Annotated in this window: 21 protein-coding genes; 13 read left to right on the forward strand and 8 right to left on the reverse strand. The window is 61.2% G+C overall.

The window, feature by feature from the left end; translation table 11 throughout:
* A complete protein-coding gene (locus ACP7B1_RS16595; protein WP_346306470.1) occupies nucleotides 1–534 on the forward strand; it encodes a GrpB family protein in 534 nt (177 codons plus the stop codon).
* Nucleotides 535–572: 38 nt separating this feature from the next.
* Here ACP7B1_RS16595 and ACP7B1_RS16600 read toward each other — a convergent pair whose 3' ends face one another.
* Nucleotides 573–1,166: a TetR/AcrR family transcriptional regulator gene (locus ACP7B1_RS16600; RefSeq protein ID WP_346306471.1), complete on the reverse strand. Its 594-nt coding sequence runs from the start codon at nucleotides 1,164–1,166 to the stop codon at nucleotides 573–575.
* Nucleotides 1,167–1,242: 76 nt separating this feature from the next.
* Between ACP7B1_RS16600 and ACP7B1_RS16605 the strand changes: the two genes are divergently transcribed.
* The 5 genes from ACP7B1_RS16605 (at nucleotide 1,243) to ACP7B1_RS16625 (ending at nucleotide 5,512) form a co-directional block, all read left to right on the forward strand.
* Nucleotides 1,243–1,749, forward strand: a complete 507-nt coding sequence (locus tag ACP7B1_RS16605) for a DUF6622 family protein (RefSeq protein ID WP_346306472.1) — start codon at nucleotides 1,243–1,245, stop codon at nucleotides 1,747–1,749.
* Between the two features lie 227 nt (nucleotides 1,750–1,976).
* On the forward strand, nucleotides 1,977–3,380 hold the full coding sequence (locus tag ACP7B1_RS16610; RefSeq protein WP_223611293.1) for a PTS galactitol transporter subunit IIC: 1,404 nt from the start codon (nucleotides 1,977–1,979) through the stop codon (nucleotides 3,378–3,380).
* A 24-nt stretch (nucleotides 3,381–3,404) separates the two neighbouring features.
* Nucleotides 3,405–3,866 (forward strand): PTS sugar transporter subunit IIA, encoded by a 462-nt coding sequence (locus ACP7B1_RS16615; RefSeq protein ID WP_346306473.1) that lies wholly within the window; start codon nucleotides 3,405–3,407, stop codon nucleotides 3,864–3,866.
* 27 nt (nucleotides 3,867–3,893) lie between these two features.
* Entirely contained in the window at nucleotides 3,894–4,181 is a 288-nt protein-coding gene (locus ACP7B1_RS16620) for a PTS sugar transporter subunit IIB (protein WP_346306474.1), read from the forward strand.
* A gap of 152 nt (nucleotides 4,182–4,333) precedes the next feature.
* Nucleotides 4,334–5,512 (forward strand): glycoside hydrolase family 5 protein, encoded by a 1,179-nt coding sequence (locus ACP7B1_RS16625; protein WP_346306475.1) that lies wholly within the window; start codon nucleotides 4,334–4,336, stop codon nucleotides 5,510–5,512.
* 6 nt (nucleotides 5,513–5,518) lie between these two features.
* Here ACP7B1_RS16625 and ACP7B1_RS16630 read toward each other — a convergent pair whose 3' ends face one another.
* On the reverse strand, nucleotides 5,519–6,751 hold the full coding sequence (locus ACP7B1_RS16630) for an MFS transporter (RefSeq protein ID WP_346306476.1): 1,233 nt from the start codon (nucleotides 6,749–6,751) through the stop codon (nucleotides 5,519–5,521).
* Nucleotides 6,752–6,890: 139 nt separating this feature from the next.
* Here ACP7B1_RS16630 and ACP7B1_RS16635 point away from each other — a divergent pair, with 139 nt between their 5' ends.
* From ACP7B1_RS16635 to panB, 6 genes are all read left to right on the forward strand, one after another.
* On the forward strand, nucleotides 6,891–7,106 hold the full coding sequence (locus ACP7B1_RS16635; RefSeq protein WP_163600290.1) for a hypothetical protein: 216 nt from the start codon (nucleotides 6,891–6,893) through the stop codon (nucleotides 7,104–7,106).
* Between the two features lie 285 nt (nucleotides 7,107–7,391).
* A complete protein-coding gene (gene nadA / locus ACP7B1_RS16640; protein WP_403171538.1) occupies nucleotides 7,392–8,465 on the forward strand; it encodes a quinolinate synthase NadA in 1,074 nt (357 codons plus the stop codon).
* A gap of 43 nt (nucleotides 8,466–8,508) precedes the next feature.
* The gene (locus ACP7B1_RS16645; protein WP_403171545.1) at nucleotides 8,509–10,089 is read left to right on the forward strand and encodes an L-aspartate oxidase; all 1,581 of its coding nucleotides are present in this window, start codon (nucleotides 8,509–8,511) and stop codon (nucleotides 10,087–10,089) included.
* A gap of 25 nt (nucleotides 10,090–10,114) precedes the next feature.
* Nucleotides 10,115–10,999 (forward strand): carboxylating nicotinate-nucleotide diphosphorylase, encoded by an 885-nt coding sequence (gene nadC, locus ACP7B1_RS16650; RefSeq protein ID WP_346306879.1) that lies wholly within the window; start codon nucleotides 10,115–10,117, stop codon nucleotides 10,997–10,999.
* A complete protein-coding gene (panC, locus tag ACP7B1_RS16655; protein ID WP_346306878.1) occupies nucleotides 10,996–11,841 on the forward strand; it encodes a pantoate--beta-alanine ligase in 846 nt (281 codons plus the stop codon). Before nadC ends, panC begins: the two co-directional genes overlap by 4 nt.
* 26 nt (nucleotides 11,842–11,867) lie before the next feature.
* Complete coding sequence (gene panB / locus ACP7B1_RS16660; RefSeq protein WP_346306877.1) at nucleotides 11,868–12,683, forward strand: 3-methyl-2-oxobutanoate hydroxymethyltransferase; 816 nt, start codon at nucleotides 11,868–11,870, stop codon at nucleotides 12,681–12,683.
* A 7-nt stretch (nucleotides 12,684–12,690) separates the two neighbouring features.
* Here the strand turns inward: panB and ACP7B1_RS16665 are convergent, their stop codons facing one another.
* Genes ACP7B1_RS16665 through ACP7B1_RS16685 form a run of 5 tightly spaced genes read right to left on the reverse strand, consistent with a single transcriptional unit; the run spans nucleotide 12,691 to nucleotide 16,196 of the window.
* Nucleotides 12,691–13,197 carry a cupin domain-containing protein gene (locus ACP7B1_RS16665; RefSeq protein ID WP_346306876.1) on the reverse strand — a complete coding sequence of 169 codons (507 nt, stop codon included), beginning with the start codon at nucleotides 13,195–13,197 and terminating at the stop codon, nucleotides 12,691–12,693.
* A gap of 9 nt (nucleotides 13,198–13,206) precedes the next feature.
* Nucleotides 13,207–14,172 (reverse strand): NUDIX hydrolase, encoded by a 966-nt coding sequence (locus ACP7B1_RS16670; RefSeq protein WP_223611280.1) that lies wholly within the window; start codon nucleotides 14,170–14,172, stop codon nucleotides 13,207–13,209.
* The gene (locus ACP7B1_RS16675) at nucleotides 14,169–14,690 is read right to left on the reverse strand and encodes a tyrosine phosphatase family protein (RefSeq protein WP_346306875.1); all 522 of its coding nucleotides are present in this window, start codon (nucleotides 14,688–14,690) and stop codon (nucleotides 14,169–14,171) included. Before ACP7B1_RS16675 ends, ACP7B1_RS16670 begins: the two co-directional genes overlap by 4 nt.
* A 9-nt stretch (nucleotides 14,691–14,699) precedes the next feature.
* Nucleotides 14,700–15,332, reverse strand: a complete 633-nt coding sequence (locus ACP7B1_RS16680; protein ID WP_346306874.1) for an HD family hydrolase — start codon at nucleotides 15,330–15,332, stop codon at nucleotides 14,700–14,702.
* A 12-nt stretch (nucleotides 15,333–15,344) separates the two neighbouring features.
* Complete coding sequence (locus ACP7B1_RS16685) at nucleotides 15,345–16,196, reverse strand: YgfZ/GcvT domain-containing protein (protein ID WP_426137165.1); 852 nt, start codon at nucleotides 16,194–16,196, stop codon at nucleotides 15,345–15,347.
* A 76-nt stretch (nucleotides 16,197–16,272) separates the two neighbouring features.
* Between ACP7B1_RS16685 and ACP7B1_RS16690 the strand changes: the two genes are divergently transcribed.
* The gene (locus tag ACP7B1_RS16690; RefSeq protein WP_346306873.1) at nucleotides 16,273–17,610 is read left to right on the forward strand and encodes a dihydroorotase; all 1,338 of its coding nucleotides are present in this window, start codon (nucleotides 16,273–16,275) and stop codon (nucleotides 17,608–17,610) included.
* On the opposite strand, the gene ACP7B1_RS16695 is transcribed toward ACP7B1_RS16690, so the two are convergent.
* Entirely contained in the window at nucleotides 17,598–18,386 is a 789-nt protein-coding gene (locus ACP7B1_RS16695) for a PhzF family phenazine biosynthesis protein (protein ID WP_346306872.1), read from the reverse strand. The genes ACP7B1_RS16690 and ACP7B1_RS16695 overlap by 13 nt on opposite strands.
* Nucleotides 18,387–18,518: the final 132 nt, after the last annotated feature.

The following is an 18,518-nucleotide window of genomic DNA, read 5'->3' on the forward strand; positions in this document are numbered from 1 at the left end:
ATGGCGAGGGACGCGGCTGTGCGGGCGATCCAACTCGTCGATCACGATCCGGAATGGGCGCGTGCTTTCGAAAACCAGCGCCAGCAGCTGCTGCAGACCATCGGCGCATACATTGACGAAGTTTATCACGTGGGGAGCACCTCCATAGCCGGGCTCTGCGCAAAACCGAAAATTGATATAGATTGTGTTCTCAGGGCAGAAGCCCTGCTGCCGCAGGCGGTCGAACGCATCAAATCTCAGGATGGTTACACCTTCCACGGCGACCCCTATCAGGATGGCATGTGGACGTTCACGCAGGGCCATGGTTCCTGGGGCACGCGCCTTTATCTTTGCGGGCCGGACAACCGGATTCACCGGGACAGGATGCTGTTCCGCGATTATTTGCGCAAAAATCCGGGGCGGGCGCAGGCTTATGGGAAACTGAAACGGCAACTAGCTGTCGATGCTGTCGGCGACTGGAAGCATTACACCGGCGGCAAAGCCGGGTTCGTTGCGGAAACCGTGCGGCTGGCTCTGCTGGATCAGAGCCGATAGCCTCATGGCGGCCTGATAAAACATATCGGCAAAGCGAATTATCGCGCGCTCGGCAAGCCGGTTCCCGACAGTCTCAGAACCTGGCGGATCAAGGCGTCGGCGTCAGCCCCGGCGTCCACTTGCCCGTCGATCATCAGCAATGCCAGCCCGTGGGTCAGCGACCATAGAAACAGGGCGGCTGCGGGAACCTCTTCTGCCGGCAGTCTTTTGTACAGGCCGGCTTTGACCTTTTCATAGGCGCGCTGGCGCAGCGCACGCACGGCCTCGCTTTCCCTCGAGGCACCGCGCAATCCTTCACCGAACATCAGGCGGTAAAGCGCCGGATTGGCGCGGGCAAAGGCGATATAGGCCTCGCCGGTCGGCGCCAGCATGCCCTTGGCATTGGTTGGGGCTGCTTCCAGCTGCTCGGCGAATTCCGTGAATCCCTGCTCGGCCAGCGACACGGCAATGGCATCGAGGCTGGCGAAGTGATGATAGGCCGAAGGCGCGGATACGCCGACCCGGCGGGCGATCTCACGCAAACTCAAGGCGCCGGGGCCGCGTTCCTCCAGCAGCCCGCGGGCGGCGGCAAGCAGTGCCCGGCGCAGATTGCCATGATGATAACCGGCGGGGTTTTGATCGTGTTCGTCCATGCGTATCCAGACTATCTTTACACTGTTAGGATTGTAGTTTATTTGAGATGAACTGACAATGAGAACGGATTTTGCCATGTCACATATCCCGGTCTACGTCTATTTTATCTTCATTGCATTGATGTGGGTCGGGGTTACGCGCTGCTTCCGACGCACGATCCGCATCCGGCGGCTTCTCATCATGCCCCTGTTGTTTGCGGCTCTCGGTTTTCGCGGGTTCTTCGGCCTGTTTCCGCATCCGGTGGATCGGGACATTCTCGCCGCGCTGCTGGGGCTCGTCATCGGGCTGGCGCTCGGCTGGCATCACGCCCGCCGCTGGACCATCGCAATCGACCGGCAGGCCGGACAGATCACCGTGCCGGGTGACATCATGATGTTCGCGATTATCCTTGGCAGCTTCGCCTTCGAATTCACCCTGCATTACGGCATCGAATCCCATGCTTCATGGGTTGCCGCTTGGCCGGTCCAGCCGATTGCCGCGGGTGTCTGGGCGTGGTTTCTCGGCATGACCGCAGGACGCAATGTCAATCTTGCGCTGCGGTATCGCGACCAGCAGGCAGTGCCGGTTCCAGAGGCATCTTGAACGCGCATTTTCGGGGTTTGCCGGCCTGAATGACCAAGCTTTTACCCTGTCTGTGAAAATCTGCCCAGGAACTGGGAAATTGCAGCGAAATCGCCGCGCACAAGTGTGAATTTCGGTCGAATTTTCGGAAAATCCGCTAGTTTTTCCCGCATATCCTGTCAAACATTGGCGCGACGCAAAAACAGCGTTTGGGGTATCGCAGCCGCAGGGTTGCTGGGGAGGTTTAAATGGACAGTTTCTTGGCGGGCCTGAAGGCTGCCGTCGACACGATGGGGCCGACGGTCCTCTTGCCGATCGTTATTTTCATCATTGCCGTGGTTCTTGGCGCCAAGGTGGGGCGCGCGTTCCGTGCAGCCGTCACCATCGGCGTTGCCTTTATCGGTATCAATCTGGTGCTCGGGCTGATGCTCACATCGATTGGCGATGTCGCCAAGGCGATCGTCACCAATACCGGCATTCAGCGTGATATCGTCGATGTGGGCTGGCCGTCGGCCGCTGCCATCGCCTTCGGATCGTCCGTCGGCCTGTGGGTGATCCCCATCGGTATCGCGGTCAATATCGTGCTGCTTTTGACGCGCATGACCCGCACGCTGAACGTCGACGTGTGGAATTTCTGGCACTTTGCCTTCATCGGCTCGCTCGCCGTCGCCGCCACCGACAGCCTGGCCTACGGCCTGATCGTCGCGGCGCTGATGGTCGCGCTCTGCCTGCTGTTTGCCGACTGGTCGGCCAAGGCCGTGCAGCAGTTCTATGGCATTCCCGGCATTTCCGTGCCGCATCTGGCCTCAGCGCAAATCCTGCCAATTGCCATTGTGCTGAACTGGATCATCGACCGGATTCCCGGCATCAACAAGATCGAGATCAACACCGAAACCTTCGAAAAGCGCTTCGGCGTCTTCGGCGAGCCGGTCATTCTCGGCTTGATCATCGGTCTCGTGCTCGGCGTGATCGCTTACTACAACGCCGGGGATTTCGGCGTGGTTCTCAGCAAGGTGCTGCAGACCGGCATGACCTTGGCTGCCGTGATGCTGCTGCTGCCGCGCATGGTCAAGATATTGATGGAAGGGCTTCTGCCGGTTTCCGATGCGGCGCAGGCTTTCGTCAAGAAGCGGACAGGCGACAGGGAATTGCTGGTCGGGCTTGATTCGGCAATTCTGATCGGCCATCCCGCGGCGATCTCTTCGTCACTGATCCTGGTGCCGATTGCCATCATCCTCTCGGTGATCCTGCCGGGCAACCGCGTCATTCTTTTTGCTGATCTCGCGGTCATTCCGTTCATCGTTGCCATGACAGCGCCGCTGTTGAAGGGGAATGTCTTCCGCATGGTCATCGTCGGCACCTTCACGCTGGCTGTCGGCTTCTATGTCGCCAACGCGCTGGCACCGCTGTTCACCAGCGCCGCCCAGTCGTCCGGCTTCAAGATGCCGGCCAATGCGGTGCAGATCACCAGCGTCGTCGACGGGTTCCTGTGGGTGTCCTATGCGGTGATCGCTGCGATCCGCGGTCTCGGCGCGGCGGGTCTTGGTGTCATTGCCATCGTCATCGCCGGTGCCTTCTGGGCCTATCACCGCAACACCGCTGCATGGGAACGTGCCGCCGGTGCCGATGAGAACGCCGACAAGACTGCCTGACAAGACGTATACTGGAGTAAGTGAATGGCGAAAGCCCTGATGAACTTTCTCGATCCCGGGGCGATTATCCTTGGGGTCGAGGCCGGGAATGATCAGGACGTGATCCGGATTCTTTCCGATCGTTTGCACAGCCTGGGTTATGTGAAGCCGAGCTTTGCCGCAGCGGTGCTTGCCCGCGAGGCGGCGCTGCCCACCGGCTTGCCGCTGGGGTTGGACAACAATGTTGCCATTCCCCATACGGACCCGGAACATGTGCTGAAACCGGGCCTCGCCATGGCGACGCTGTGCAGGCCGGTGGCCTTTTGCAATATGGAGGACCCGGAGGAAAAACTGCAGGTCAGCGTGGTTTTTCTGATGGCCCTCAACGACAAGGACCAGCAGATCGAAATGCTGCAGGAAATCGCCTTGACCATTCAGTCGGCGGACACGATCTCCGCCCTGATGCGATCCACCACTGTTGACGATGTGACCCGGCTTTTGGCCTGACGCGCCATCCGGGATGAAGAGGGACCAATGACCAAACAAAAGACTGTACTTTTCGCCTGCGGGACCGGTATCGCGACGTCGACCGTCGTCGCTCACGCGGTGGAGGACGCGCTGAAGGAACGCGGCATTACGTTCAATTCACGCCAGTGCAAGGCGACCGAGGTAGCCAGCCAGATCGATGATGTCGACCTTGTCGTCTCCACCACCCAGTTGCCGAAGGATCTCGGCAAGCCGGTGATCACGACGCTCGCCTTTCTCACCGGCATCGGCAAGGCCGAGGCACTCGACAAGATCGAGGCGGCATTGCGCGATTAACACTCCGCTTACCATATCGATGCAAATCGCCGCCGTCTGACCCGTCAGGCGGCGGTTTCTGTTTATAACCATCCTGCCGGGCAAAACCCGGCCCATTGCCGCCGCAGTGCCCCGTCAGTTGTCCCTCTGACCATTGATCCGAAGGAGTGCCCATGCGTATCGCGACGACCCTGTTTCTCTCCCTCGCCATGAGCTGCGCCGCCAATGCCGCCGATCTCATCACCTTTTGGGATACGCCGCAGCATGGCGGCAACAGTTTCAATCGCTTGCCGCCGGACCAGGCCTATTTCGACGCCTTGAAAAAATATGGCGCGAGCTGGGTGCGGCTCTCCTACGACAAGTGGAAGCCGGCCAAGCGGGATTTTCTCATCGGCGATGCCGACCACTATGAAGGCATTCCCGCAGCCGATCTTGCCACGCTGAAGGCAACGCTCGACCGCGCTGATAAGGCCGGCCTCAAGGTCGTCATCACGCCGCTGTCCCTGCCATCCATGCGCTGGTCGCAGAACAACAACGGCAAGTTCGATGACCGGCTCTGGCAGGACAAGGCAAAATGGCAGGAAGCCGCGCAGTTCTGGCGGGATCTGGCGACCGCCTTGAAGGATCATCCCGCCATTGCGGCCTACAATATCGTCAACGAGCCCGCGCCGGAAAAGATGGGCGGTATTGCCGAACATGCCGGTGTTGCGGACATGCAGGCCTGGTACGGCAAGCAGAAGGGCGGCGCGCGCGACCTGATCGCCTTCTACAACACGGTGATCGCCGAAATCCGCAAGGTCGATCCCGCAACGCCTGTCATGGCGGATGCGGGGTGGTATGCGGCTGCCGATGCCTTCAGCTACTGGCCGAAACCGCTCGATGACACGAAGGTCGTTTACAGCTTCCACATGTACGAGCCCTACGAAGCAACAAGCGCGCCGAATATCAAGCGGAAGAAGCCCTATGCCTATCCCGGCGAGGTTCCCTATGCCGGATCAACGGTGACATGGAATGCGCAGAAAGTTGCCGATTACCTCGCCAAGCCGGTCGACTGGGCAAAAGCGCATCATATCCCGCTCAACCGGCTGGTCGCAGGCGAGTATGGCTGCATGCGCATGCTTGCGGGTTGCAAGGCCTATCTCGAGGATGTCTTGACCGTGCTCGACAAAGACAGGCTGCACTGGGCCTTCTACAGCTTCCGTGAGGACAGCTGGGACGGCATGGACTACGAGCTCGGATCGGAAAAGGTGAACTGGAAGTACTGGGAAGCCATTGATTCGAACGAACCGGATCCGGTCAAGCGCAAGGCCACGCCGGAATTCGAACCCATCCGTAAGCGCCTGCAGCCGTAACGCAGCCTATTCGGCCGGTTGCAGGGCGGGGCGGTCCGCCTGGCGCTCTTCAATCGGCCAATGCACGATGGCGGCGAAAATCCCGAGGACGACACTCAGCCACCACACGGGGTTGTAGCTGCCGAAGTGATCGTAGAGATAACCGCCCAGCCAGACACCGAGGAAGGAGCCGACCTGGTGCGAAAAGAAGACGATGCCGCCGAGCATGCCGAGATAGCGCGTGCCGAACATGATGGCGACCAGCGCATTGGTCGGCGGTACGGTTGAAAGCCACATCAGCCCCATCACGATGGCAAACACCACCACGGATGCGCCGGTCTGCGGCAGCAGCAGGAATGCCGCCACCAGCACCGAGCGGCCGATATAGAGATAGGCGAGGAATTTCGGCTTGGAATAGCGCTGGCTGATGACGCCGGATGCCAGCGAACCGATCACGTTGAAAAAGCCGATCAGGGCCAGCGCCAGCACCGCATATTTGGCATCGATGCCGATATCGCTGATATAGGCGGGAAAGTGCGCGGTGATGAACGCCAGCTGGAAGCCGCAGACAAAAAAGCCTGTCGTCAGCAGCACATAGCTCCTGTGGGCGAGCGCTTCGCGCAGGGCTTCGCCCATGGATTGTTTGTACTGTGCCTCGCTGACGCGGCCGCTGGTGGAATTGCCGCGCAGCGGGATGGCGAGAAGCGGCACGATCAGCATGGCGATGCCGAGATAAACAAGCGCATCGGACCAGCCGAAACGCTCGATCAGCGCGAGACTGAGCGGCGAAAACACGAACATGCCGGCGGAACCCGCTGCGGTGCCGAGGCCGAAGACGAAGGTGCGTTTTTCGGCCGAAACATTGCGGGCAAATGCGGAAAGGATCGTTCCAAAGGAACCGGAGGCGATGCCGAGGCCGACAAGAAGGCCGCCGCCGATATAGAGCATGCCGGGTGAGGAAGCCCATGCCATCAGGATCAGCCCGGCGCTGTAGAGGATCGCCGACATCAGCAGGACCCGCCATGTGCCGAACTTGTCGGCGATGGCGCCGAAGAAGGGCTGGCCGATACCCCAGAACAGATTCTGCAAGGCGATGGCCATGCCGAATGTGGTGCGGTCCCAGCCCTTGTCATGCAGCAGCGGCAACTGGAAAAGACCCATGGCCGAGCGTGGGCCGAATGTCATGACCGCGATGAGACAACCGGCGGTGATGATCAGCCACGGTAAGCCCGCAGGCTTTGCTGTGCGCGATTGAATCATGGTCTCTCCCCTTAAATCCAGGAGAGAATTATCCTATTTGTACTCTCAATCAATTGAATAGATGTGAATTGGCACATCAACGCAATTGATACGTTATGGGTCCGTTCATTCCCCGCACATACAGACAAAGGCTTTCCCGATGCGATTTCTTCTGCCACTTCTGGCTTTGACCACCATTACCCTGGCCGGTTGCGCCAATTCGGGCCGGGTGAGCCCGCTGGTCTTTTGCGACCGGCCAACGGATATCAACGCGAAAATATTCACCGACTGCTCGCCGCGTCTGGGTGGCGACAGCCCGGCCAAACGCGACCGGCAGGACCGCAACTATTACCGCCACCGGGGAACCACGTACTAACCCTCTGAAATAAATCGGGGAAATGCCCTCAAGCCGGGCGTTTCCATCGGCTCGCACGTCATGCGTGACACAGGGAATACTCGCGCCGGATTGTCTTCGGCGCGTTCATTCCTCCCGCAATCTTTAGCCGATTGTTGAAAATCTGCCCCTTGAAGCGGCGGAAATATTGGCCTATGTATTCAGCGACGGCCTTGCCGTTTTTCTTTTGATCACAAATATGCTCATATTGAGTATAAATGATCGGCAGCAGGCAATCTGAGGAGGTTGCCCTTGGAGGAAAAGACGATGACCAGCACTGCGCGCACCGTAAACGGCCCTGTCTCCGGCCCATCCGCAGCGGAGCGTTTCGGCGTTCTCACCATGCCGGACCTGTCTTTCACCCCGGAAGTGGCGGCGGAAACCGAACACCTCTACCAGCGGGTTGCGCATCATATTCCCCGCATCGAATGGCCTGTCTACGCGCCCTATGTGGCGGCGATCAACCGGGTGAAGAAGCAGCGCAACGCCGTCATTCTCGCGCATAATTACCAGACGCCGGAAATTTTCCATTGCGTTGCCGACATTGTCGGCGACTCCCTGCAACTGGCCCGCGAGGCCACGCGTGTCGATGCCGAAATCATCGTCCAGTGCGGCGTGCATTTCATGGCCGAGACCTCGAAACTGCTGAACCCGCAGAAGACCGTTCTTATTCCGGATATGCGAGCCGGCTGTTCGCTGGCTGAATCCATCACCGGCGCCGATGTCCGTCTGCTGCGGGAAACCTATCCCGGCGTGCCGATCGTCACCTATGTCAACACCTCGGCCGAGGTGAAGGCGGAAAGCGATATCTGCTGCACCTCGGCCAATGCCGTAGAGGTGGTTGAAAGCTTTGGCGTTGACCGGGTTCTGTGCATTCCCGACGAATTCCTGGCGCAGAACGTCGCCGCCCAGACGGATGTCAAGATCCTCACCTGGAAGGGGCATTGCGAAGTGCATGAGCGCTTCACCGCCGATGAGCTTCTGGCTTACAGGATTGCCGATCCGGATATCCAGATCATTGCCCATCCGGAATGCCCGCCGGAAGTCGTGGCTATCGCCGATTATACCGGCTCCACCAGCGGCATGATCAATTACGTGAAGGACCGGAAGCCCGCAAAGGTGCTTCTCGTCACGGAATGCTCGATGGCGTCGAACATCGAGTCGGAGGTGCCCGGCGTGAAGTTCATCAAGCCGTGCAACCTGTGCCCGCACATGAAGCGCATCACGCTGCCGAACATTCTGGAAAGCCTCGTCTACATGCGTGAGGAAATTCACGTCGATCCGCTGGTTGCCGAACGTGCCCGTCTTGCCGTCGAGCGCATGGTGAACCTCAAGAACTGACCTTCAACCCAACGGCCCGGCTGGGCAACAGGGGGTAATTCCGATGAGCGTACCATTCTCCAAGGCCCCGGCGCCGGTTGAGCCGGTGATCATTATCGGTGGCGGTCTGGCTGGCCTGTTTTGCGCGCTGAAGCTTGCGCCGCGTCCCGTCACCATTCTCGCGGCGGCACCCATCGGCCGCGGTGCCTCCTCCGCCTGGGCGCAGGCGGGCATTGCCGCCGCCGTCTCCGAGGGCGATACGACGGACAAGCACGTCGCCGACACGATGGCCGCCGGTGATGGCATTGTGGACGAAAGCATTGCACGTTTGATGGCAACGGAAGCCGCTGCCCGCGTGCATGACCTGCTTGGCTATGGCGTGCCGTTCGACCGCGATCTCGAAGGCAAGCTGCAGGTGTCGCGTGAGGCGGCGCATTCGGAAAGCCGCATCGTCCGCGTGCGGGGCGACATGGCGGGCCGTGCCATCATGCAGGCGCTGGTGCACACCGTCGAGAACACCCCCTCCATCCGCGTGATGGAAGGCTATGTGGTGGAAGACATCACCACGGAAAAAGGCGCCGTGACCGGGGTGATTGCCCGCGCCGATGCGGGCCGGGGCGAGAAGATACGCCTTGCATCCCGTTCGGTCGTCATTGCCACGGGTGGCATCGGGCATCTCTATGCGGTCACCACCAATCCGTCCGAGGCGCGCGGCGAGGGCATCGGCATGGCGGCGCGCGCGGGTGCCATGATGGCCGATATGGAGTTCGTGCAGTTTCATCCGACGGCGCTTGACGTGCACAAGGACCCGGCGCCGCTGGCAACCGAAGCGCTGCGCGGCCATGGCGCGACACTGATCAACCGCGATGGCGAGCGCTTCATGCTGAAAATCGACAGCGATGGCGAACTTGCCCCGCGCGATGTGGTGGCGCGCGGCATCTATGCCGAAGTCATGGCGGGGCGGGGCGCCTGGCTCGACTGCACCACGGCGGTCGGCGCGGCGTTCCCCGACGAATTTCCGACGGTGTACCGCTATTGCCGCGACGCCGGCATTGATCCCGTGACCCAGCCCATCCCCGTTATTCCCGCCGCCCATTATTTCATGGGCGGTATCCTCACCGATGCCGACGGGCGCACCTCGATTGACGGCCTCTGGGCCTGCGGCGAATGCACCTCCACGGGTGCCCATGGCGCCAACCGCCTCGCATCCAATTCGCTGTTGGAGGCAGTCGTGTTCTCTGCCCGCATCGCTGCCAAAATCGGCAGGGACGGCGCAAAACCGGTCGATAACTGGTCGGCCGGATCGGTCGACCGCGATGACTTGCAGAGCGAAGGCGACAGTTCCGCCATGGCGACGCTGCGCAAGACCATGAGCGCCAGCTTCGGGGTGATCCGCAACGGCGAGGACATGCGCGCCGGGCTGAAGGCCATTCTCGCGCTTGAACAGACCAACCGCGATCCGGCATTCCGCAATGTGCTGGCCACCGCCAAGCTGGTGGCGGTCAGTGCCTTGCGTCGCGAGGAAAGCCGCGGCGGCCATTTCCGCACCGATTTTCCCGAAAAACGCCGGGAATGGCAGCACCGGACATTCCTGACACTGGACGATGCGCAGGCCTATGTCGGCGACATGATGGAACGCGCTTAGGCGCAGGCGGAGAGAGCAGATGAATATGTCTCAAAAAGCAACTGTAGCGCAAAAGGCGTTTCCCCCCTCATTGCCGGGACTGCTGATCGACGACGCCGTGCGCGCCGCCCTGCTTGAAGATCTCGGGCGCGCCGGTGATCTGACCACCAATGCCACGCTTCCCGAGGACGCGACCGCCAAGGCGGTTCTGTCCAGCCGCGAGGCCGGCGTGATCTGCGGCATGGAATTTGCCCGCAAGGCCTTCATCCTGATCAATCCCGACGTGACATTCACCGCCCTGGTCAAGGACGGCGTGCGGGTGAAACCCGGCGACATCATCGCCATTATCGAAGGCAATGCCCGCGCCATCCTGTCGGCCGAGCGCGTGGCGCTCAATTTCCTGATGCATCTGAGCGGCATCGCCAGCTATACCGCCCGCTTTGCCGACCTGATCGCCCATACCCATGCCAGGGTGTGTGACACGCGCAAGACCATTCCCGGAATGCGGACTTTCGCCAAATATGCGGTGAAGTGCGGCGGCGGTTCCAACCACCGTTTCGGTCTCGATGACGCGATCCTCATCAAGGACAACCACATTGCGGTTGCGGGCGGTGTCGCCAAGGCCATTCTGGCGGCGCGGGCCTATGCCGGACATCTCGTCAAGATCGAGGTGGAGGTGGATGGCCTCGACCAGTTCGATGAGGCATTGTCCGTCAATGCCGATGTGATTCTTCTTGATAATATGGGGCCGGAACTGCTTGAAAAGGCGGTGAAAATCAATGCAGGCCGCGCCAGGCTTGAAGCATCGGGCAATATTGCGTTTGATACGATCAAGGCCATCGCGGAAACCGGTGTTGACTACATCTCGACCTCGAAAATCACCATGGCAGCCCCAACGCTGGATATCGGACTGGACATAGAACTGAAATGAAAGTCATTGCCACCATCGCCGAGCTGCGCGCCGCCCTCAAGGCGGAACGATTGAAGGGCAAAAGCATCGGTCTTGTGCCGACCATGGGCTATCTGCACATCGGCCACATGACGCTGGTGCGCCAAGCGCGCGCCGCCTGCGATGTGACTGCCGTGTCGATCTTCGTTAATCCGACCCAGTTCGGTCCCAACGAGGACCTGTCGACCTATCCCCGGGACATGGCCGGCGATCTCGCCAAGCTGAAAGCCGAAGGCGTCGATTATGTCTTCACGCCGGAGGTGGCCGAAATCTACCGGGCCGGCGCCCACACCATCGTCGAAAACCCGGTTCTCTCGCGTATCCTCATCGGCAAGATCAGGCCCGGCCATTTCCGCGGCGTCAGCACGGTGGTGACGAAACTGTTCAACATCGTGCAGCCGGACCATGCCTTCTTCGGCGAGAAGGATTATCAGCAACTGACGATCATCCGCCGCATGGTCGCCGATCTGGACATGCCCATCGTCATCACCGGCGTGGCAACGGTGCGCGAAGCGGACGGCGTCGCATGCTCCTCGCGCAATGCCATGCTGACGCCGGAACATCGCAAGGCGGCGGCCATCCTGCCGCGCTCGCTCGATCTTGCCGATGCGATGGTGGCACAAGGGCAGCGTTCGGTGGCGGCCATCCGCAACGCGGTGCGCACGATGCTGGAAACGGAAAAACAGGGTGACGTCGAAGCTGTCGATATCCGCGACGCTCAGACGCTCGATCCTGTCTCGGGTAAATTCAAACAGCCCGTGGTCATCCTGCTCACGGTGCGCTTCGGCAAGGTGCGGCTGATCGACCAGCGCGTGATCGGCTGACAACAACGCGAGGGGAGCGCATCGAGATGAGCCAGGAAATCGTCATTCGCCGGGTCACGGCACCGGAAATCCGTGCACGCAAGGGCGGCGAACCCATCGTGGCGCTGACCTCCTATCACGCCAACACGGCCCGCATTGTCGACAATCACGCGGATATCCTGCTCGTCGGCGACAGTCTCGGCATGGTGCTCTACGCCATGGACTCCACGCTTGGCGTTTCGCTCGACATGATGATCATGCACGGCAAGGCTGTCGTGCGTGGCTCAAAACGCGGCATGGTTGTCGTCGACATGCCCTTCGGCAGCTATGAGGAAAGCCCCGCCGCGGCGTTCCGCAATGCGGCACGGGTGATGCAGAAAACCGGCTGCGGCGCCATCAAGATCGAAGGCGGCGTGCGCATGGCCGAGACCATACGCTTTCTCACCGAACGCGGCATTCCGGTGATGGCGCATATCGGCCTGACGCCACAGTCGATCAACACGCTGGGCGGTTTCAAGACGCAAGGGCGCGACACGGCGCTGTGGCCGCTGATCAAGGCGGATGCCAAGGCGGTCAGCGATGCGGGAGCTTTCTCCGTGGTGCTTGAGGGCATTGTCGAGCCGCTCGCCGCCGAGATTTCCCGCGAAATCCCAATTCCGACCATCGGCATTGGCGGGTCGAAAGAATGCGACGGGCAGATTCTCGTGCTGGAGGATATGCTGGGTTACAATCCCAAGCCGCCCAAATTCGTCAAGGTCTACGGCACGGTCGGCGCCGGTATCGATGCGGCGGTAAAGTCCTACGCGGATGATGTCCGTGCACGGGCATTTCCGGGTGACGAGAACGTATATCTCCTGAAGTAAACTCTGCTTACCTCTTCCGTTCCATATCCGCGCCCTGCCAATATTCCATGGTCGCCGACTTGTCATAGCCTTCGCCGGTCAGGCGGACGCTGACCCGGCCGGTTTCCGGATAGACAATCACGTCATGCGGGTTCTTCTCGCCGATGATGAGGAAGCGGCAGGGCTCGTTGCTGTGGTTGTAGAAGGAATGTCCGGCCTTCTGGCCGGCGGGAAAACAGACGTAATCGCCGGTTTTGACCGGATAGGTCTTGTCGCCGAGCTTCAGGGTCATTTCGCCCGCCACGATCAGCGCCTGCTCCTCCTCCAGCATGTGATAATGGTTGAGGCTGGACTCCATGCCCGGCGCCAGTTCCTCCATCGCAACGCCCACATGGCTGGCACCGCCGAAAGCAGAGAGATAGCGGAAGCGCGAGCCGTACCGGCTGCCTTCCGACCAGTCCTGCCACGGCACGCTTTCCACGGCGAACGGTTCCGAAATGCCTTCGGCGTTCACGGCACTGGGTTTGTCGGTCATATCCCCTCCCTATCCGCGCCCGCCGACCCGCAGGCCCGCGACGCTGCGCTCCTCCAGCACATTGTGCCGGAACCGGTAAAGCGCAGCGGGCCGGCCGCGCGCCTGTGTCTGTTCGGCTCCGGTCGGCTCGACCAGTTCCGTGCCTTCCACCAGACGACGGAAATTCTGCTTGTGCAGGTGGCGGCCGGAGATGGCTTCCACGGTTTCCTGCAGGGCGGTAAGCGTGAAGGTCGGCGGCATCAGTTCGAACACCACGGGACGGTACTTCAGCTTGGCGCGCAGGCGTGAAATCGCCGTCGCCAGAATGCGGCGATGGTCGAAACTCATGGGCAGGCCGAGATTGCCTGTGAGGGCAGGCGGATCGGCGCGCCCGTCGCGCACGGCCTCGGTGACGAGCCCCGCCTCGTACAGCAGTTCATAACGTTCCAGCACGCGTTCCTCGTCCCAGGCGATGCCCTCGTCGCCGAAGGCCAGCCGGAACCGGCTCAGGCGCGCATGCGAGTTGCCCTGTTCGGCCCACTGGCACAGCGCCGGGCGAATGGTGTCATCGATCATGGCGGGCTTGCCACCGCGCCAGTCTTCCCACGGCAGGAACGAATACCAGCTGCGCCAGCGTGCGCCGGATTTGCGCAAGGCTTCCCGGTTGTCATCGGTGATCCGGGTCAGTGCGAGATAACCGACGGAGACGATGTGCAGGTCACGGTCCTCGGCCGTCTTGTGCCGCCCGCGGTCGCCGAATGTGTAGAGCTGCTCGACATAGCCGAGGCGCAGCGGCGTCTGCTCCGCTACCCATTCGCGCAGGCCCGTCTCGAAGGTGCGGTGCGCCAGCGGATTGAACGGACCGAACGGCAGTTCATCGCGCTGCGCATCGTCGCTGGCCGGTGTCGTCAGGATCAGCGGATCATTGTCGGCAACCGCGGCAATGGCGGCGCTCAGGTTGATTTCGACGGCGTTGGGCGCACCGGTGGTTGTCATGGCTGGACCGCGAGCGGCAAGATGAAAGGGGTGCCTTCGAATGCGTCCTCGCCGCGGCCGATCGCCTTGATCGCGTCGACCATGCGCCCCTTGCGGCCAAGGATGTCGTCGCCGAGGGCAACCAGCCTGCTGTTGGGCGTGGCGGAAGGCGCGTTCCGGCGCAGGGTCTGGGCGAGCCAGACCTCGTCAAGCGCGGGGTTGAACGCCAGCGCGGTGATATAGGCCCCGGCGGTGGAGCGCGAGATACCGGCATAGCAGTGCACGAGCAGCGGCGCCTGCCGGTCCCAGTTGCGGCCGAAGGCGATCAGGCTATGCACGTGCTCGGCACCCGGCGGGGTCATGCCATCTGCCGGTTCGATGATATCGTTGAAGCCGAGAAACAGGTGGCGTGCTTCGGCGATTTCGGCGGGCCGTTCAACCGGGGTGCCCATATTGATCAGGGTCACCATGTCCCGTGCGCCGGACCGTGTTGCCGTTTCGGCAAGCCGGGAAAGGGGAGTGACGATGATATGCGGCATGGCTGGCCCTTATGTCTGGTGGCGTCGTGATTCCAATACAGCAAAACGCTGCAAAAAGGCATTCTGCGCATTCTGGGTGGCCATGGCCGTCAAGTCGAGACATTGCGGGTCGATTCCGCGCGGACGCCCGAAGAAAAGCACGGCCTCCTTCTCGGCAAAACCGGCAAGCCGCGTCGCCTCGAAATAGGCGGCGACGGCATCGGCGCGTTTGATCAGGCCGCGCAGACTTTGCGATACGCTTGGCGGCAGGGAAAAGCGCAGGTGGATAGCCTGCTGCAGGCGCAGCTCGACGCTCTTGTAATCGCCGCCCACCACCGCCTTGAACGGTGAAATCATGTCGCCGATCACATATTCCGGCGCATCGTGCAAAAGTGCTGCCAGCCGGTGCTCGGTGCTGGCGTCGGGAACGATCAGGCCGAAGATGTGCTCGACCAAGAGGGAATGCTGCGCCACCGAATAGGCGTGATCGCCGACGGTCTGGCCGTTCCAGCGCGCCACGCGTGACAGGCCCTGCGCGATATCCTCGATTTCGATGTCGAGCGGCGAGGGGTCAAGCAGGTCGAGCCTGCGGCCCGACAGCATGCGCTGCCATGCCCGCGTTTCGTTGGTCTGCTTGGTTTTGGCTGCTGCCGGTTTCGGCATGGATTCTCCCGCTCAGGCCCCTTCGGTCGTCACGGGAAATGTAAAGCGGTGTTCGGGCGGAATGGCAAGGGTAAGAACCGCATCTCCTGACAGGATCGGCGTGCCCGCATCCATGGCGTCCTTGACACGGTCGATGCGCACCAGCGCCAGCCCGGCATTGCCGACGACGCTGCCAAGCGTGCCGATCTCTCGCCCGCTCGCAGTGATGGCCGTACCCGTTTCAGGCAGGGCGGCATTGCCCGAGGCAATGAGAATACGCCGGCGCGCCGTGCCGCGGTGCTGCATGCGCGAGACCACCTCCTGGCCGATGAAACAGCCTTTCTTGAAGGACACACCCGATATTTGGTCGAGATTGACATCATGCGGGAACGCATCGCCAAGCGCATAGTCGAGCGGCGCTTCCGCCACGCCATGGGCAATGCGCAGCGCCGTCCATTGCGATTCATCCGCCGTTGGTGCGGTTTCCCCGCCATAACGGCGGCGGACATTCAAGCCATCGGGAAAGCGGCGGTCGTGCAAACCTGAATCATTGTCTGAAGCGCCTGATTCATTGTGCCACGAAACCCGGATAACCGATTCAGGCCGCAGGGTAATTTCCACCTTGGCACGCAGTTTGTAGAGCGTCAGCCTTTTCTGGAGATCGGCGACCGAGGTCTGCAGCGTATCGAGCACGAGACCTTCCGCTGACCGCGAGACAAGGAACTCGAACAGGATTTTGCCCTGCGGGCTCAGCAGCGCGCCGGGTTTGAGGTCGCCTTCGCTGAGGGTGTCGAGATCTGTGGTGATCAGGTTCTGCAGGAACTTTTCCGCATCGTCTCCGGTTATGTCGAGAATCGCTCTGCCGCTTAAGTTTGCCGATGGCATCATATCACCCTTGCCTTTGCTGTCCCCGTTACGTAAGCCGCAAGGGAAGGGTTCGCAAGGCAGGAATGGAAAGCAGATGGCACAGACGTTCGATACGATTTTCAGAAGCGGAATGGTTGTCAATCAGGATGGTGTCGGATTGCGCGACATCGGCATCACCAATGGCCGCATTGCCGCCATCGGCAATCTCGGCGGTGCTTCCGCCGGCGAGATCATCGATGCGACCGGCCTGCACATTCTGCCCGGCGTTGTCGACAGCCAGGTGCATTTCCGCGAGCCCGGCCTCGAGCACAAGGAAGATCTGGAAAGCGGTTCGCGCTCGGCCGTCCTCGGCGGCGTCACCGCCGTCTTCGAAATGCCCAATACCAAGCCTCTGACCACATCGGCGGAAACGCTGGAAGACAAGATAAGGCGCGGCAATCACCGCATGCATTGCGATTTCGCTTTCTGGGTTGGCGGCACGCGCGACAATGCGAAAGACGTGGCCGAATTGGAACGTCTGCCCGGCGCTGCAGGCATCAAGGTGTTCATGGGCTCGTCCACCGGCGATCTCCTGGTCGAGGATGACGAAGGCGTGGCTTCCATTCTGCGCAACACCCGCCGCCGCGCCGCCTTCCACTCCGAGGACGAGTTCCGCCTGCGCGAACGCGAAAGCTACCGCGTTGCCAATGATCCATCGTCGCATCCGGTCTGGCGCGATGAAATCGCCGCGCTCCAGTGCACGGAGCGGCTTGTGCGCATTGCGCGCCAAACCGGCGCGCGCATCCATGTGCTGCATATTTCCACGGCGGAAGAAATCGATTTCCTCGCCGGGCACAAGGATGTGGCCAGCTGCGAGGCCACCCCGCACCATCTGACGCTGGATGCCAGCCAGTATGCCACGCTGGGAACGCTCATCCAGATGAACCCGCCGGTGCGCGATGCGCGCCACCGCGATGGCGTCTGGAAGGGTATCGGGCAGGGCATTGTCGATGTGCTCGGCTCCGACCATGCGCCGCACACGCTGGAAGAAAAGGCAAAACCCTATCCGGCATCGCCATCGGGCATGACCGGCGTGCAGACGCTGGTGCCGATCATGCTGGATCATGTCAATGCCGGGCGCCTGTCAATCGAGCGGTTTGTCGACCTGAGCTCGCACGGCCCCAACCGCCTGTTCGGCATGGCGCGCAAGGGCCGCATTGCCGTTGGTTATGACGCGGATCTGACCATCGTCGACATGAAACGGCGCGAAACCATCACCAATGCGCAGGTTGGCTCCAAGGCGGGCTGGACGCCCTATGACGGCAAGATCGTCACCGGCTGGCCTGTCGGCACCATCGTGCGTGGCATCAAGGTCATGTGGGACGGCGAAATCGTCACGCCGTCGCAGGGCGAGCCGGTGCTGTTTGGCGAAGCGCTCGGTCAGGGCAGGTAAATCTGCGCCTTCATGAAGGTGACCGCCGATCCTGAAATGAGAACGCGGTCGCCTTTCAGTTCGCACAGAAGATGCCCGCCGCGGCTGGAGCGCTGGAAGGCGGAAAGGTTCGGCTTGCCCAGCTTCTGCGCCCAGTAGGGCACCAGCGTCGCGTGAATGGAGCCGGTGACCGGATCTTCCGGGATGCCGGCGAGCGGCGCAAAGTAACGCGAGACGAAATCGTGCTCATTGCCCTTTGCCGTGATCACCAGGCTTAAGGGATCGAGTTTCAGGATTGCGGGCAGATCGGGCACGAAGTTGAGAACCGCCTGTTCATCGGCAAGCTCGACGAACATGTTCTCGAAATTGCGGAACGCCTTGACCTCGCCTTTGCCGAAAATGGCCCGCAAAGGCGCTGGAATCTCGCTCAGGATCTCAGGCGGAAAACTTGGAAAATCAAGCTGATATCCGCCATTGCTGCGATCGACGCGCAAGGTGCCGACCTGCGTTTCAAACACCTGCTGACCGTCAATGCCCAGCTCATGCGCGAGCACGTGCGACGTTGCCAGCGTGGCATGGCCGCAGAACGGCGCCTCGTGCACCGGGGTAAACCAGCGCAGGTCCCATCCGCTGCCGTTGGGCCGCACGAATGCCGTCTCCGCCAGATTGTTCTCGGCGGCAATGTTCTGCATGGTTGCCTCGGGCAGCCAGTCGTCCAGCACCAGAACGGCGGCGGGATTGCCACGGAAAAGCGCGCTGGTGAAGGCATCGACCTGGTACATCGTGAATTCTGGCATGGGATGATTCCGTGGGGTGAGAGGTGCACCTATCGTGAGCGCGATGTTTTGGCAGGTCAATTCGGGCGTTGAAAAACAACGCCTTGCACAACGAAAACCTCTCCGAAAGTAGCATAGACACAGGTTGCTGCT

This window comes from Phyllobacterium sp. SL163 (assembly GCF_049896885.1).
GTDB lineage: Bacteria > Pseudomonadota > Alphaproteobacteria > Rhizobiales > Rhizobiaceae > Phyllobacterium > Phyllobacterium calauticae.

Bases quoted from the DNA above. Each gene is read 5' to 3' on its own strand.
- ACP7B1_RS16595 (WP_346306470.1), top strand. From the start codon at position 1: ATGGCGAGGGACGCGGCTGTGCGGGCGATCCAACTCGTCGATCACGAT.
- ACP7B1_RS16600 (WP_346306471.1), bottom strand. From the start codon at position 1,166: ATGGACGAACACGATCAAAACCCCGCCGGTTATCATCATGGCAATCTG.
- ACP7B1_RS16605 (WP_346306472.1), top strand. From the start codon at position 1,243: ATGTCACATATCCCGGTCTACGTCTATTTTATCTTCATTGCATTGATG.
- ACP7B1_RS16610 (WP_223611293.1), top strand. From the start codon at position 1,977: ATGGACAGTTTCTTGGCGGGCCTGAAGGCTGCCGTCGACACGATGGGG.
- ACP7B1_RS16615 (WP_346306473.1), top strand. From the start codon at position 3,405: ATGGCGAAAGCCCTGATGAACTTTCTCGATCCCGGGGCGATTATCCTT.
- ACP7B1_RS16620 (WP_346306474.1), top strand. From the start codon at position 3,894: ATGACCAAACAAAAGACTGTACTTTTCGCCTGCGGGACCGGTATCGCG.
- ACP7B1_RS16625 (WP_346306475.1), top strand. From the start codon at position 4,334: ATGCGTATCGCGACGACCCTGTTTCTCTCCCTCGCCATGAGCTGCGCC.
- ACP7B1_RS16630 (WP_346306476.1), bottom strand. From the start codon at position 6,751: ATGATTCAATCGCGCACAGCAAAGCCTGCGGGCTTACCGTGGCTGATC.
- ACP7B1_RS16635 (WP_163600290.1), top strand. From the start codon at position 6,891: ATGCGATTTCTTCTGCCACTTCTGGCTTTGACCACCATTACCCTGGCC.
- nadA (WP_403171538.1), top strand. From the start codon at position 7,392: ATGACCAGCACTGCGCGCACCGTAAACGGCCCTGTCTCCGGCCCATCC.
- ACP7B1_RS16645 (WP_403171545.1), top strand. From the start codon at position 8,509: ATGAGCGTACCATTCTCCAAGGCCCCGGCGCCGGTTGAGCCGGTGATC.
- nadC (WP_346306879.1), top strand. From the start codon at position 10,115: ATGTCTCAAAAAGCAACTGTAGCGCAAAAGGCGTTTCCCCCCTCATTG.
- panC (WP_346306878.1), top strand. From the start codon at position 10,996: ATGAAAGTCATTGCCACCATCGCCGAGCTGCGCGCCGCCCTCAAGGCG.
- panB (WP_346306877.1), top strand. From the start codon at position 11,868: ATGAGCCAGGAAATCGTCATTCGCCGGGTCACGGCACCGGAAATCCGT.
- ACP7B1_RS16665 (WP_346306876.1), bottom strand. From the start codon at position 13,197: ATGACCGACAAACCCAGTGCCGTGAACGCCGAAGGCATTTCGGAACCG.
- ACP7B1_RS16670 (WP_223611280.1), bottom strand. From the start codon at position 14,172: ATGACAACCACCGGTGCGCCCAACGCCGTCGAAATCAACCTGAGCGCC.
- ACP7B1_RS16675 (WP_346306875.1), bottom strand. From the start codon at position 14,690: ATGCCGCATATCATCGTCACTCCCCTTTCCCGGCTTGCCGAAACGGCA.
- ACP7B1_RS16680 (WP_346306874.1), bottom strand. From the start codon at position 15,332: ATGCCGAAACCGGCAGCAGCCAAAACCAAGCAGACCAACGAAACGCGG.
- ACP7B1_RS16685 (WP_426137165.1), bottom strand. From the start codon at position 16,196: ATGCCATCGGCAAACTTAAGCGGCAGAGCGATTCTCGACATAACCGGA.
- ACP7B1_RS16690 (WP_346306873.1), top strand. From the start codon at position 16,273: ATGGCACAGACGTTCGATACGATTTTCAGAAGCGGAATGGTTGTCAAT.
- ACP7B1_RS16695 (WP_346306872.1), bottom strand. From the start codon at position 18,386: ATGCCAGAATTCACGATGTACCAGGTCGATGCCTTCACCAGCGCGCTT.